A 14,040-nucleotide genomic window follows, 5' to 3' on the forward strand; every position below is an offset into this window, starting at 1 on the left:
ACGGATCTGGGATTCTGGTTCGCGCAGCAGGGGTCGATCCTGTGCTTCATCGCGCTGATCTTCTTCTACACCTGGCGCATGAACCGCCTGGACGCCGAACACGGCGTGGACGAGTGAGGACCCAGCCATGAGCCAATTTACCCTGAACCTGCTGGTCATCTGCGCCTCGTTCGCGCTGTATATCGGCATCGCCATCTATTGCCGGGCGAAATCCACGGCCGAATTCTATGCCGCCAACCGCGGCGTCGGACCGGTCATGAACGGCATGGCGACGGCTGCCGACTGGATGTCGGCCGCGTCCTTCATCTCGATGGCGGGCCTGATCGCCTTCACGGGTTATGACAACTCGACCTACCTGATGGGCTGGACGGGCGGTTACGTGCTGCTGGCCCTGCTGCTGGCGCCCTATCTGCGCAAATTCGGCAAGTTCACCGTGCCGGAATTCATCGGCGACCGCTTCTATTCGCGCACCGCGCGGATCATCGGCGTGATCTGCCTGCTGATCGTATCGATCACTTACGTGATCGGCCAGATGACCGGCGTGGGCGTCACCTTTTCGCGCTATCTTGAGGTGTCGAACGCGACCGGCCTGTGGATCGGCGCGGCGCTGGTGTTCTGCTATGCCGTTCTTGGCGGCATGAAGGGCATCACCTACACGCAGGTCGCGCAGTATGTCGTGCTGATCATCGCCTATACGATCCCGGCGGTGTTCATCTCGCTGCAGCTGACGGGCAACTTCCTGCCGCCCCTGGGCCTGTTCGGCACGCATGAGGGATCGGGCGTGGCGTTCCTGGCGCAGCTGGACGGTCTGGTTACCGACCTGGGCTTCCGCGCCTATACCGAACACCACAACTCGACCCTGGACATGGTCCTGTTCACGATGGCGCTGATGATCGGCACCGCGGGTCTGCCGCACGTGATCATCCGCTTCTTCACCGTGCCCAAGGTGTCCGATGCCCGCAAGTCGGCAGGCTGGGCGCTGGTCTTCATCGCGCTGCTCTATACCGTCGCTCCGGCGGTAGGTTCGATGGCGCGCTTCAACCTGACCGCGACCATGTGGCCGGGCGCCGCGCAGGGCGAGACCTTCAGCCAGCCCGCCGTGTCGCTGGCCGACATCGAGACCAGCGAGGATCTGGCCTGGATGCGCAACTGGCAGACCACCGGCCTGCTGAACTGGGAGGACAAGAACGGCGACGGCCTGATCCAGTACTACAACGACGGAGCCGCCGCACAGGCGACCGCGCTGGCCGCGGCCCGCACCAGCGGCGACCAGGCGGCGATCGACGCGGCCCAGGCCGCCTATGACGCCCGTCTGGCCGAGACCCATGCCGCCCTGCCGGGCGCCCCCGCGGTCGAGCAGAACTGGGTCGGGAACGAGCTGACCACCGTGAACAACGACATCATGGTGCTGGCCAACCCCGAAATCGCCAACCTGCCGGGCTGGGTCATCGCCATCGTCGCCGCCGGCGGCCTGGCCGCCGCCCTGTCGACCGCGGCGGGTCTGCTGCTGGCGATCTCGGGCGCCGTGTCCCACGACCTGATCAAGGGCACGCTGCGCCCGAACATCAGCGAAAAGGGCGAACTGATGGCCGCGCGCGTCTCGATGGCGCTGTCGATCCTGGTCGCGACCCTGCTGGGCCTGAACCCGCCGGGCTTTGCGGCCCAGACCGTGGCGCTGGCCTTCGGCCTTGCCGCCAGCTCGATCTTCCCTGTGCTGATGATGGGGATCTTCTCCAAGCGTGTCGGCAAGGAAGGCGCGATCGCCGGCATGATCGCGGGCATGCTGTCCACGATCCTCTACATCTTCGCCTACAAGGGCTGGTTCTTCATCGCGGGCACCAACATGTTCCCCGACACGCCCGACGCCTGGCTGTTCGGCATCTCGCCGGCATCCTTCGGCACCGTGGGCGCGGTGATCAACTTTGCGGTCGCCTTCGGCGTCTCGGCCGTCAGCAAGCGTCCCCCCGCCCATGTGCAGGAACTGGTCGAATCGATCCGTGTCCCGCGCGGTGCGGGCGGTGCCGTCGCGCACTGATCATCCTGCCGCGTCCCCGACCGGGGGCGCGGCACCCTCCTTCCCACAAGGTCACCCCGGATGCCCGACAGCATTGTCGATTTCATCGCCACCGTGCATCCCTATGACAGCCTGAAGCGGGACGAGCTGGCGCGCGTCGCCACCTCCTTCAGCCGCAGGACATTCGCCCCCGGCGACCTGATCTATCAGTTCGGAGACCGCCTGCCGGGCCTGTACCTGATCGAAAGCGGCCAGGTCGCGGTCACCGACCGCAACGGCGACAGCGTATCCCAGCTGGGACCGCGCAATTCCTTCGGCGAACGCGGCCTGCTGCGCGACGGGGTGGCGGTCACGTCGGCGCGGGTCATCGACCGGCCGGCGGTGATCCTGATGTTGCCCCGGGCAGAGGTGACGCGCCTGATCGCCGACCATCGCGCGGTCGCCCGGTTCTTCGACCGGGGAAGGGGACCCTCCGACCGCGGGGGCGACCTGGCCCGGCTCAAGGTGGGGGAACTGCTGTCGGGCAAACCGGTCAGCTGCGCCCCCGAAACCCCGATCATCGAGGCCGCCCGCCAGATGCGCGACGCCCGCGTCAGCAGCCTGGGCATCACCCAGGGCGGCCGCCTGATCGGGCTGGTCACCATCCGCGACATGTCGAACCGCGTCGTGGCCGAAGGGCGCGACATGCGTCAGCCGGTCAGCGCCGTGATGACGCCCGACCCGGTGACCTTGGCCCCCACGGCCTTGGGATATGACGTGCTGAACATCATGCTGGAACGGCGCATCGGGCATCTGCCGGTGGTCGATGACGGCCGTTTCGTAGGCATGATCAGCCAGACCGACCTGACGCGGGTCCAGGCAATTTCCGCCGCGGGGCTGATCCGACAGGTCGCCAAGGCGCGCGACACCGCACAGATGGCCGCCATCACGGCCCGCATCCCCGAACTGCTGACGCAGCTGGTTCAGGCCCGCCAGCGGCACGAGATCATCACCCGCATGATCACCGACATCGCCGACGCGGTCACGCGCCGCCTGCTGGACCTGACGGCCGCCGACCTTGGGCCTGCGCCCGCCGCCTGGTGCTGGGCCGCCTGCGGCAGCCAGGGCCGTCAGGAACAGACCGGCGCCAGCGATCAGGACAACTGCCTGATCCTGGCGCCCGGCGCCGATCCGAAGGACCCGTGGTTCCCCGCCTTGGCGCGGCGGGTCAGCGACGGGCTGCATGCCTGCGGCTATGTGCATTGCCCGGGCGACATGATGGCAACCAACCTGCGCTGGTGTCAGCCGCTGGACGTCTGGCAGGGCTATTTCCGCGACTGGATCACCCATCCCAGCCCCGAGGCGCAGATGCTGGCTTCGGTCATGTTCGACCTGCGCGCCATCGGCGGCGACGGCGCGTTGCTGGGCGACCTGCAGGACGGGACCCTGGACGCGGCCTCGAAGAATTCGATTTTCATTGCGCATATGGTTGGAAATTCACTGAAACATCGGCCTCCGCTTGGCCTGATCGGCGGCTTTGCCACGATCCGGACCGGAGAGCATCGCCACCATATCGACATGAAGCACAATGGCGTGGTCCCGGTGACCGATCTGGCGCGGGTCTATGCCCTGCAGGGGCGCATCGGCACGGTCAACACACGCGCCCGGCTGGAGGAGGCCGAGGCGCGGGGCGTGATCTCGGCCACGGGCGGGCGCGACCTGATCGCGGCCTATGACATGATCCAGACCGTGCGGCTTGAGAATCAGGCGCATCTGGTCAGGGCGGGGCGCAGGCCCGACAATTACCTCTCACCGGCGGATCTGTCGGATTTCGAACGCAGCCACCTGCGCGACGCCTTCGTCGTCGTGCGCGGAATGCAGTCGGCGGTGGGACATGGCAAGGGGATGCTGGGATGACAGGGATCGGAAGCGATCTGATCGGGGTGATCGCCGCGGCGGTCGGGGCGGCGGCGGTGCTGTATGCCGGGATGCATCTGGCGCGCAAGCTGGGCCTGTCGCCCGCCGCCTGGCTGCTGCCGGCGGGCATCGGGCTGTCGATGGTCGCCTATTCGGTGTGGAACGACTATGCGTGGTTCGACCGCGCGCAGGCCAGCCTGCCCGCCGGTTCGCAGGTGCTGGTCATAGGACATGACAGCCAGCCCTGGGCGCCCTGGACCTATCTGTTCCCGGTCGAGACGCGGTTTGCGGCCTTGGACCCCGCGCAGATTACGCAGGGGGCGGACGGCACGCGTCGTGCGCCGATCATGCTGGTGGAACGCCGCGGCCAGACCGTGATCGTGCCGCAGGACTTCGATTGCGCGGGCGCGCGGATCCGTCCGGGACGCGCCGACTGGATGCCCGCGGGCGATGATGCGGCCTTTGCCACCGTCTGCCCGGATGGAGGGACCAATGGCTGACATCTTGGTCATCGAGGATGAGGACAACATCGCCACCGCGCTGGATTTCCTGCTGACCCGCGACGGCCATCGCCATGACCGCATCGCCACCGGACGCGGCGCCGTCGACCGCATCCGCCAGACGCGGCCGGACCTGGTCCTGCTGGACGTGATGCTGCCCGAGGTATCGGGGTATCAGATCGTCCAGGACGTGCGTGCCGATCCCGACCTGGCGGGGGTGCGGGTGCTGATGATGACGGCGCGCGGTTCCGTGGTCGAACGGCGCAAGGGGCTGGCGCTTGGCGCCGACGGCTTTATCGCAAAGCCCTTCGAACTGGCCGAGTTGCGGGCCGAGATGGCCCGCCTGCTGTCCTGATGCGCCGGCGCCTCCTGATGCTGTTCCTGGCCGCGCTGGTCGCGGCTCTGGTCCTGGCGGGGTTGGCGCTGTGGCGGGTGGTGCAGGGCGGGCAGGATGCGGTGATCCAGGCCGCAATGATCGCGGGCCTTGGCCTGCTGGGGCTGATGACCGCGCTGTGGTTTCTGTTCGACCGGCACCTGGCCCGGCCGCTGGAATCGCTGGCCGGGGCGTTGCGGACCGGGCGCGTTCCCGACCTGGCGCAGGCCCGTCACCTTGCCGATCTGGGCCCGGCCGCCCGCGACGCGGCCCTGGCGCGCGAACGGTCCGATCAGGCGTTGGCGCAGGCGCTGCAGGATCACGCCGCCGAAACCCTGCGCGAAAAGGCCAGCCTGGAGGCGATCTTGGCCGATTTCGGCGCGGGCGCGGTCATGGCCGACGCACGAGGGCGGGTGGTCTTCTATAACGCCAGCGCGGCGCGGCTGCTGCCGGGGCTGGCGTTGGACCGGGCGCTGGACACGCTTTTGACGTCGGGCGCATTGCGGGCGGCACAGATGCGGCTGTCGGCGGGGGCCGCCGCGACGGACCTGACCTGCCTGACGGTCGGTGGTGTGCGGCTGTCGGGTCGGTTGCGCGTGATCGACGATGGGCTGCTGCTGATCCTGCGCGATGGCGTGGCCCAACGCCCCGCACCCCGCGACACGCTGGAGGCGCTGCGCCGCCATGCCTCCACCCTGGTTCCGATGCTGGACGCGCTGGACGGGCCGATCCCGCCCGCGTTGGCTCAGGCGATCCGCGCCGAGGGGCAGGGCTTGGCCAACGCCACGCGCAGCCTGTCCCAGATCATGGCCAGCGATGCGCCCGGCACGGTGGCTGCGCTGACGGAACTGGCCGCGGGGCTGGAGGCCGCGGATCTGCCGCCGCTGGCGTTCCGTGCAGAGGCGGCCAGCCTGAACGCGCTGCTGCTGCTGCTGGATGCCCGGTTGCGCGCTCTGGGGCACACCCCGGTGCTGTCGGTCCGGCCGGACCCCGACGACCAGATGCGGCTGGTGCTGGACTGGCGCGGGTCGCCGGTGCCTATCGACCTGCTGGAGGGTTGGCTGACCGCCGCCCCCGATCCCGGCCAGCCCGATGTGACGGGGGCGGAGATCCTGGCCCGCCACGGCACCGGCATCTGGCCGGAACCCGACGGCGCAAGGGCGCGGCTGGTCATGCCGCTGGCCTTGGCGCAGGGCGTCGCGGACGGGTCGGGGGTGACCTATGATTTCGCCTTGGCGACGCGGGGGGCGGCGTCGTCGCGGCTGGCGGACCTGACCTGCGTGGTCTTCGACACCGAAACCACGGGGCTGACCGATCGCGACCGGATCGTCCAGATCGCCGGTCTGCGCCTGGCGCGCGGCCGCCTGACCGGGGAACGGTTCGAGACGCTGGTGAACCCCGGCTGTCTCATTCCCCCTTCCTCGACCGCGATCCATCACATCACCGACGCAAATGTGGCCGACGCACCGGATCTGACCGCGGCGCTGACGGCGTTCCGGCATTTCTGCGACGACAGCGTGCTGATCGCGCATAACGCGCCTTTCGACATGGGCTTTCTGCGGCGCGCCGAGGCGCAGACCGGCACGCGGTTCGACAACCGAGTGCTGGACACGGTGCTGCTGTCGGCGATGGTCTGGGGCCAGTCGGAGGTTCATACGCTCGATGCGCTGACCGAGCGTCTTGGCATCGGCATCCCGCCCGAAGCCCGGCACACCGCGATGGGCGACACCATCGCCACCGCGCAGGCCTATCTGGCGCTGATCCCCGCGCTGGAGGCCAAGGGCATCACCCGGTTCGAGGAGGTCGTGGCCAAGGCCCGCGACCACCGCGCGCTGATCGCCGACGCCAACCGCTAAAGCGCGATCTGCGGCTGGTCGGTGGCGGGGTCTTCGTCCGGGCGCAGCGTGTCGCCCAAGGGGGGCGGCGCGGGCGCGTCCTCGCGACGGCGGATCAGGATGTCGCCGTTGGGCAGGCGTTCCGGCGCCTGATAGTTGCGGATGTCATCGACCTGCGCCGCCAGATCCTGCAGGACGGGGCCCATCTGGCGCAGAGCGCCGGCCAGGTCCTGTGCCAGGGGCGACGTGGCGCCGGGCTCCTCCTCGCCCCACAACTGCCCCATGATCGCGTCCAGGCCGCGTTCCAGGAACCCCGGTTCCTCCGGCGCCTCCTGTGCAAAGGCGGGGGCGGACATCAGGGCAAGGCACAGGGCGGCGGGGGTCAGGATGCGTGTCATGGGCCAAAGATGGGCAATGCCGGCCCGCCGCGCAAGGTTCAGGCGGCCCCGGCCTGCAGATTGCCGCGATAGAGGTTGCGATAGCTGTCCCAGGCCTCGTTGAGGCGACGGGTGCGGGCCTCGGCCAGGCGGATGGCTTCGGGGGGCAGGCCGCGGCCGATGGCGTGGTCGGGGTGGTTCTCGCGCAGCAGCTGGCGCCAGCGGCGCTTGACCTCGGGCAGGGGGGTGTCGGGGGCGACGCCCAGAACCTCGCAGGGCGGGCAGCCGGCGCCCTTGTCATGCCGCCGCCGGATCGCTGCGATCTGCGCGGGCGCCAGCCCGAAGATGCGACCGACCTCGTCCAGGAACGCGATCTCGGCGGGCTGCAGCGCGCCGTCGGCAACGGCGATGACGAACAGCCCCTCCATCACGTCCAGAAGGACCGGGTCGCCAGGCTGGAACATCGACGCCATCTTGCGCGCCCAGGCATCGAATCCGGCCACGTCCTTGCGGGCCAGATCGAAGACGCGGGCGGCGTTCTTTTCCTCGGACCTGGGGATGATGAACACCCGGCGAAAGGCCGCGACCTCGGAACGTTCGACGGTGCCGTCGACCTTGGCCAGCTTCGCCCCAAGCGCGATCACCGCAATGGTGAAGGCGACCGACCGTTCCGGCGGCGTCGCCGGACGATTCGTCCACAGGAACACGGTGATGCGGTCGGCCATCCGCTGCCAGAAGCTGCGGGGCCTTGGCAGGTCAGGGCAGGGGCCCGTGCAAGTCTCGGGGGTGGTGCAGCAATCCATGCCCCAAGGTTAGCGCCGAAACCGGCCAAGCGATAGGGGCGCATTGCCGCCGTGGCGGCATGCTAGGCCGAAAGATCGCGCCCCATCAGCACAAGGTCGTGAAACCGCCCGAATTTCCATCCCGCCGCCGGGATGCGGCCCCACTCGGCATAGCCCATGGCCCGGTGAAAGGCGATCGAGCCGTCGTTCGACCCGGTGATCCCGCCGATCAGGATGCGGTGGCCGCGCTGGCGGGCGTGGTCCTGAACGGCGGTCAGCATGGCCCGGCCGACCCCGCGTCCCCGCGCATCCGGAGCCGCGTGGATCGTGTGTTCCATGCTGCGAGCATAGCCCGCCCCGCCGCGAAACTGGGAATAGGTGGAAAAGCCCAGAAGACGGTCACCATCGGCCGCCACGATGAAGGCCTGTCCGGCCGCCTGCCGCTCTGCGATCAGAGCCGCGATCTGGTCATGGCTGCGCTCATCGGGCCAGAAGGTGATGGCGGTGTCGCGGACGATGGGGTTCCAGATGGCCGCGATGGCGGGCACATCGGCGGCGGTCGCGTCGCGCAGGATCACAGCGTCACCTCTCCGTCCGGGGTTGCCAGGGTCGCGGTCAGGGGCGTACCCGCCCCGGTCAGTATCAACCGACGGTCGTCCAGCTCAAGCCGGTTCAGCGGCAGGGTCAGCCGCGTCAGGCGCACCCCGCGATCGGGCAGGCGGTCGGACGGGTGCGGCCCGTCACCCCAGTCGATCAGCATGGGCTGCGCCCCGTCGCGCGGCATCTGGCCGGCCAGCGGCAGGGTGATCTGCCAGGACAGGTCGCCGCGCCGCGCCTGCACGACGCGCGTGCCGGCGGGTGCGCGCAGCGGCGTCGCGCGCATCACCCAGCCCGCCACCCGCGGCGGGCCGTCGAACCCGTCCAGGCCGAACCAGCAGGGCCGGACATCGGCCTCCGGATCGGGCGCGATCAGTTCCAGGTATTCCCCCGGCCCAAGCGACATCAGGCGGTTGTGCGTGCCCATGCCCGGATGGCGCCCGCCCGGTTCCAGCGTCAGGCCGTGGCCGGCCAGCCACGCCGCCCCTTCGTCCAGGGTGCGGGCGGCGATGGCCACGTGATCGAAGGCCAGGCTCACCCGCGATGGGCGCCCGCGGCCAGGTCGCGGACGAAGGCCAGGATTTCCGGGACGGGACGCCCCTCGCCGATCTGCTTGACGATGGCGCTGCCGACGACGCAGCCGTCGGCGACGGACGCGATCGCCTCGGCGGCCTCGGGGGTCGAGATGCCAAAGCCCACGACGACCGGCAGGCCGGCGGCGGCGCGGATGCGCGCGACCTCGGGGGCGACGTCGGCGGCATTGGCTGCGGCCGCGCCGGTGATCCCCGTGACGCTGACGTAATAGACGAAGCCCGTGATGTTCCTGACCACCGCAGGCAGACGGCGGTCGTCGGTCGTCGGCGTCGCCAGGCGGATGAAGTTCAGCCCCGCGGCCGTGGCGGGCACGCAGAGTTCGGAATCCTCCTCGGGGGGCAGGTCGACGACGATCAGGCCGTCGATCCCCGCCTCGACCGCATCCGTCAGGAACTGGGTCACGCCGCCCTTTCGGGCATAGATCGGATTGTAATAGCCCATCAGCACGATGGGCGTCGTGGTGTCGTCGCGCCGGAATTCGCGCACGATGTCCAGCGTGCGGCTGACGCTGCCGCCCTGGGCCAGGGCGCGCTGGCCCGCCGCCTGGATCGTGCTGCCATCGGCCATCGGGTCGGTGAAGGGCATGCCCAGTTCGATGATGTCCACCCCCGCGTCGGGCAGGCCGCGCATGATCTGCAGCGCGGTCGCATCGTCGGGGTCTGATGCCATCATGTAGGCCACGAAGGCCTTCTTGCCCTGGGCCTTGAGCGCCGCAAACCTGTCGTCGATTCTGGTCATGTCCGTCCCTGCATTCTTTGGCACAATCCCTAGCGCGCATGGGGGGTGGGTGCAATCTCCGGGCGCGGGTCGGGCGCGGGCCGGGCCGAGGCTGGACTTGGCCGCGCGGGGCGCGTAACAGGCGCGGGATATTCAGACGGGAAAGGGTGCTGTCATGGGCTTTCGCATGGGGATCGTGGGCTTGCCGAACGTGGGCAAGTCGACGCTGTTCAACGCATTGACGAAAACCGCCGCCGCACAGGCCGCGAACTTCCCGTTCTGCACCATCGAGCCAAACGTGGGCGAGGTCGCGGTCCCCGACCCGCGGCTGGACACCCTGGCCGCCATCGCGGGCAGCAAGCAGATCATCCCGACGCGCATCACCTTCGTGGACATCGCGGGCCTGGTGAAGGGCGCCAGCAAGGGCGAAGGCCTGGGCAACCAGTTCCTGGCCAACATCCGCGAGACGGACGCCATCGCCCATGTGCTGCGCTGCTTCGAGGATGGCGACATCACCCATGTCGAGGGCCGGGTCGACCCGCTGGCCGATGCCGACGTGATCGAGACTGAGCTGATGATCGCCGACATGGAATCGATCGAGCGTCGCCTGGCCAACCTGTCGCGCAAGCTGAAGGGCGGGGACAAGGACGCGCTGGATCAGGACCGCCTGCTGCGCCAGGCTCTGGCCGTGCTGAACGAGGGCCGCCCGGCGCGCACCATCGCCGTGTCCGACGACGACCGCCGCGCGTGGGACATGCTGCAGCTGCTGACAGCAAAGCCCGTGCTGTTCGTCTGCAACGTGGCCGAGGACGAGGCCGCCAACGGCAATGCCCTGTCCGAGAAGGTCCGCGAGATGGCCGAGGCGCAGGGCGCGGGCCATGTCGTGATCTCGGCCCGGATCGAGGAGGAGATCAGCCAGCTGGACGCCGAGGAGGCGCAGATGTTCCTGGGCGAGATGGGCCTGGAGGAGCCGGGCCTGGATCGTCTGATCCGCGCCGGATACAGCCTGCTGGGCCTGCAGACCTATTTCACCGTGGGCCCCAAGGAGGCCCGCGCCTGGACCATCACCAAGGGCACCCTGGCCCCGCAGGCGGCGGGCGTGATCCATGGCGATTTCGAAAAGGGCTTCATCCGGTCGGAAACCATCGCCTATGACGACTATGTCGCCGGCAAGGGCGAGGCCGGGGCACGTGAGGCGGGCAAGCTGCGCGTCGAGGGCAAGACGTATGAGGTCAAGGACGGCGACGTCCTGCACTTCCTGTTCAGCGGCTGATGAGGAAAGGCGGGCCAGGCGGCCCGCCTTGTTCGTTCAGGAATAGGTCAGTTCGGTCGCCTTGCCGCGGAAGACCGTGTAGGCCAGCACCGAATAGGCGATGATGACCGGCAGGACGATCAGCGCGCCCACCAGGATGATGATCAGCGCCTCGGGCGCGGCGGCGGCCTGATAGATCGTCATCTGTTCGGGGACGACATAGGGGTAGAAGCTGTAGGCCAGCCCCCCGAAGGCCAGGACGAACAGCGCCGTGGTCAGGGCGAAGGGCGTCCAGGCCATGCGATCGTTCTCCATCGGCAGCACGTGCAGCACCCGCCACAGGGTCGCGATCAGCACCACCGACAGGATCGGCAGGGGGGCCAGGATCGCGAATTCGGGCCAGCTGAACCACTTGTCCCAGATGCGGGCACTGACCAGGGGCGATGCGGCCGAGATCGCGGTGATGCCCGCCACCAGCCCCCAGATGCCGCGCCGTGCCCACAGGATCGCCTTGGCCTGCAGGACGCCCTCGGCCTTGCCGATCAGCCAGGTCGCACCGATGACGCTGAACCCCACCGTCAGGAACACCGCCGTCAGCAGCGCAAACGCGATGTTGGTCCAGCTGAGCTGCAGCCCGGTGACATAGAGGCCCAGCATGAACCCCTGCGCCAGGGTCGAGGCCAGGCTGCCCGCGAAGAACGCCCGGTTCCACGCGGCGCGGTGACGGGTCGGGGCCTTGGCGCGGAACTCGAACGCGACGCCGCGCAGGATCAGGCCGATCAGCATGACCGTCACCGGCAGGTAAAGCGCGGTCAGGATCACCCCGTGCGCCACCGGGAAGGCCACCAAGAGCAGGCCGATGGCCAGGACCAGCCAGGTCTCGTTCGCGTCCCAGAAGGGACCGATCGAGGCGACCATGCGGTCGCGTTCGGACGGGGTGGCAAAGGGGAACAGCAGTCCCACCCCCAGGTCGAAGCCGTCCAGGACGACATAGACCAGGATGGAAATGCCCATCAGCATCGCGAAGACGAAGGGCAGCCAGATGAACGGATCACCGAAGAGGTGCATGATCTACTCCGCAGGTTGCAGGGCGCGCACGCCCGCGTCGGGGGTGGGCAGGTCGGGGGTCAGCGGGTCGTGGCGTGCGGCGCGGCGCGCCAGATAGGTCAGCGTGCCCAGATAGGCCGCCATCAGGACCGCATAGACCAGAAGGTAGGCGACCAGGCTGGAGGCGACCATGCCGCCGGTGACCGGGCCGACCGCCTCCTTGGTGGTCAGGACGCCCGTGACCAGCCAGGGCTGACGCCCGATCTCGGTCACGTACCAGCCCGCCAGCGTGGCGATCCAGCCCGAGAAGCCCATCGCGGCAAAGGCATAGATCCAGGGGCGCGGCAGGCCTTCGACCCCGCGGCCGCGGCGCATGAACCACAAGGCCGACCAGGACAGCGCCAGCATCGCCATGCCCATGCCCACCATGATCCGGAAGCTGAAGAAGACCGGGGCCACGGGCGGGTGTTCGGGGGTGCCGTCGACGGCCACGAAATCGTTCAGGCCCGGCACCTCGCCGTCCAGGCTGTGCGTCAGGATCAAAGATGCGACGTTGGGGATGGCGATCTCCATCCGGTTCTCGCGCGCTTCCTGATCGGGCAGGGCGAAGAGGACCAGCGGCACGTTGCCCTGCGTCTCCCAGTTGCCCTCCATCGCGGCGACCTTGGCGGGCTGGTGTTCCAGCGTGTTCAGGCCGTGCATGTCGCCGGCATAGATCTGCAACGGGATCAGCACCGCGCCAAGCGTCGCGCCAAAGCGCAGCGTGGCTCGCACCTCGGTCCCCCGGTCGCCCCAGATCCAGCGCAGCGCCGAGATGCCCGCGATGAGGAAGGCCACCGTCAGCCCCGAGGCCAGCAGCATGTGCGTCAGGCGGTAAGGCAGCGACGGGTTGAAGATGATCGCCATCCAGTCGGTCGCGTGGACCACGCCGTCGATCACCTCATAGCCCGCGGGCGTGTGCATCCAGCTGTTCAGGACCAGGATCCAGAAGGCCGACAGGGTGGTGCCGAACGCCACCAGAAAGGTCGCGGTCGTGTGCAGCCAGCCCGGCACGCGGCGAAAGCCGAACAGCATGATGCCCAGGAAGGCGGCCTCGAGGAAGAAGGCGGTCAGCACCTCATAGGCCAGAAGCGGACCGGCGATGTTGCCGACGCTTTCCATGAAACCGGGCCAGTTGGTGCCGAACTGGAACGACATGGTGATGCCCGACACGACGCCAAGCGCGAAGGACAGGGCAAACACCTTCACCCAGAAGCGATAGGCGTCCATCCATTTTTCGTCGCCCGTGCGGTTGAAGCGCAGCTTGAAGAACAGCAGCACCCAGCCAAGCGCGATCGTGATGGTCGGGAACAGGATGTGGAACGAGATGTTCGCGGCAAATTGAATCCGCGACAGAATCAGCGGGTCCATGGGTTCAGCCTTTCGATTGAGGTTTGCTGCGGCGGATCGGGATCAGCTTGCCCGCGCCGTCGACAAGGCGGCCAAGACGGGCGCCCATGTTCATCAGCGCGACCAGGCGCTCGGTCTCGAACCGGGCAAGGTCATCGTGGAACCGCGTCATCTGTTCGATCAGCTGGCGCAGTTCGGCGATGCGGGCGTGGGCTGCGCGGTCAGACGGGTCAGGTTCGGCCATCGACAGTTCGCGCAGCTTGGTCAGCGTCGGGTCGATCTCGCGCTTGCGCCGTTCGTTGACCAGCGTGCGCACGATCTCCCACAGGTCGTCGGGCGTGGTGAAGAATTCGCGCCGGTCGTCCTGCTGATGGCGCAGGCGCACCAGATTCCAGCTTTGCAGCTCCTTGAGCGCCATCGACACGTTCGAACGGGAGAAGCCCAAGGCGGCGACGATGTCGTCCGCACACAGCGGCTCGTCCGCCAGGAACAGCAGGGCATAGACCTGACCGACGGTGCGGTTGATGCCCCACCGCGATCCCATTTCACCGAAATGCAGGATGAATTCCTGCCGCAAGGCCGATACTGACATTCGCTTGTTCCCGTCATTTCAGAAATTACTGAAAATAACATAGAGCAAGCGACGTGCCGGCATAGCGGGCAGGTT

The 14,040-nt window shown here is 68.4% G+C and carries 15 protein-coding genes; 7 read left to right on the forward strand and 8 right to left on the reverse strand.

The window, feature by feature from the left end; translation table 11 throughout:
* The 6 genes from FHD67_RS01125 to FHD67_RS01150 form a co-directional block, all read left to right on the forward strand.
* Positions 1-117: DUF4212 domain-containing protein (locus FHD67_RS01125; RefSeq protein ID WP_139597553.1), on the forward strand; the 117-nt coding region annotated here is incomplete at its 5' end.
* Between the two features lie 10 nt (positions 118-127).
* Entirely contained in the window at positions 128-2,035 is a 1,908-nt protein-coding gene (locus FHD67_RS01130; RefSeq protein ID WP_045999331.1) for a sodium:solute symporter family protein, read from the forward strand.
* A gap of 60 nt (positions 2,036-2,095) precedes the next feature.
* The gene (locus tag FHD67_RS01135; protein ID WP_139597554.1) at positions 2,096-3,910 is read left to right on the forward strand and encodes a DUF294 nucleotidyltransferase-like domain-containing protein; all 1,815 of its coding nucleotides are present in this window, start codon (positions 2,096-2,098) and stop codon (positions 3,908-3,910) included.
* Positions 3,907-4,410: a hypothetical protein gene (locus FHD67_RS01140; RefSeq protein ID WP_139597555.1), complete on the forward strand. Its 504-nt coding sequence runs from the start codon at positions 3,907-3,909 to the stop codon at positions 4,408-4,410. Before FHD67_RS01135 ends, FHD67_RS01140 begins: the two co-directional genes overlap by 4 nt.
* A complete protein-coding gene (locus FHD67_RS01145; RefSeq protein ID WP_042244394.1) occupies positions 4,403-4,765 on the forward strand; it encodes a response regulator transcription factor in 363 nt (120 codons plus the stop codon). The genes FHD67_RS01140 and FHD67_RS01145 overlap by 8 nt, the downstream gene beginning before the upstream one ends.
* Positions 4,765-6,639: a 3'-5' exonuclease gene (locus FHD67_RS01150; RefSeq protein WP_139597556.1), complete on the forward strand. Its 1,875-nt coding sequence runs from the start codon at positions 4,765-4,767 to the stop codon at positions 6,637-6,639. Before FHD67_RS01145 ends, FHD67_RS01150 begins: the two co-directional genes overlap by 1 nt.
* Here FHD67_RS01150 and FHD67_RS01155 read toward each other — a convergent pair.
* From FHD67_RS01155 to trpA, 5 genes are all read right to left on the reverse strand, one after another.
* The gene (locus FHD67_RS01155; protein WP_139597557.1) at positions 6,636-7,016 is read right to left on the reverse strand and encodes an AAA+ family ATPase; all 381 of its coding nucleotides are present in this window, start codon (positions 7,014-7,016) and stop codon (positions 6,636-6,638) included. The two genes, FHD67_RS01150 and FHD67_RS01155, sit on opposite strands and share 4 nt — an antisense overlap.
* Before the next feature lie 38 nt (positions 7,017-7,054).
* Positions 7,055-7,720, reverse strand: a complete 666-nt coding sequence (locus FHD67_RS01160; protein WP_045999326.1) for a molecular chaperone DjiA — start codon at positions 7,718-7,720, stop codon at positions 7,055-7,057.
* Positions 7,721-7,860: 140 nt separating this feature from the next.
* A complete protein-coding gene (locus FHD67_RS01165; RefSeq protein WP_342775252.1) occupies positions 7,861-8,355 on the reverse strand; it encodes a GNAT family N-acetyltransferase in 495 nt (164 codons plus the stop codon).
* Positions 8,352-8,912 carry a VOC family protein gene (locus tag FHD67_RS01170; protein WP_139597558.1) on the reverse strand — a complete coding sequence of 187 codons (561 nt, stop codon included), beginning with the start codon at positions 8,910-8,912 and terminating at the stop codon, positions 8,352-8,354. Before FHD67_RS01170 ends, FHD67_RS01165 begins: the two co-directional genes overlap by 4 nt.
* Complete coding sequence (gene trpA, locus FHD67_RS01175) at positions 8,909-9,706, reverse strand: tryptophan synthase subunit alpha (RefSeq protein ID WP_045983790.1); 798 nt, start codon at positions 9,704-9,706, stop codon at positions 8,909-8,911. Before trpA ends, FHD67_RS01170 begins: the two co-directional genes overlap by 4 nt.
* A gap of 154 nt (positions 9,707-9,860) precedes the next feature.
* Here trpA and ychF point away from each other — a divergent pair, with 154 nt between their 5' ends.
* Positions 9,861-10,958, forward strand: coding sequence for a redox-regulated ATPase YchF (gene ychF / locus FHD67_RS01180; protein ID WP_045999324.1), 1,098 nt, complete (start codon positions 9,861-9,863; stop codon positions 10,956-10,958).
* A 36-nt stretch (positions 10,959-10,994) separates the two neighbouring features.
* Here ychF and FHD67_RS01185 read toward each other — a convergent pair whose 3' ends face one another.
* Genes FHD67_RS01185 through FHD67_RS01195 form a run of 3 tightly spaced genes read right to left on the reverse strand, consistent with a single transcriptional unit; the run spans position 10,995 to position 13,965 of the window.
* Complete coding sequence (locus FHD67_RS01185; protein WP_139597559.1) at positions 10,995-12,005, reverse strand: cytochrome d ubiquinol oxidase subunit II; 1,011 nt, start codon at positions 12,003-12,005, stop codon at positions 10,995-10,997.
* A gap of 3 nt (positions 12,006-12,008) precedes the next feature.
* A complete protein-coding gene (locus FHD67_RS01190) occupies positions 12,009-13,394 on the reverse strand; it encodes a cytochrome ubiquinol oxidase subunit I (protein WP_139597560.1) in 1,386 nt (461 codons plus the stop codon).
* 4 nt (positions 13,395-13,398) lie between these two features.
* Positions 13,399-13,965 (reverse strand): GbsR/MarR family transcriptional regulator, encoded by a 567-nt coding sequence (locus FHD67_RS01195; protein WP_139597561.1) that lies wholly within the window; start codon positions 13,963-13,965, stop codon positions 13,399-13,401.
* Positions 13,966-14,040: the final 75 nt, after the last annotated feature.

The organism is Paracoccus haeundaensis (assembly GCF_006239215.1).
In the GTDB taxonomy this organism is placed as follows: Bacteria; Pseudomonadota; Alphaproteobacteria; order Rhodobacterales; family Rhodobacteraceae; genus Paracoccus; species Paracoccus marcusii.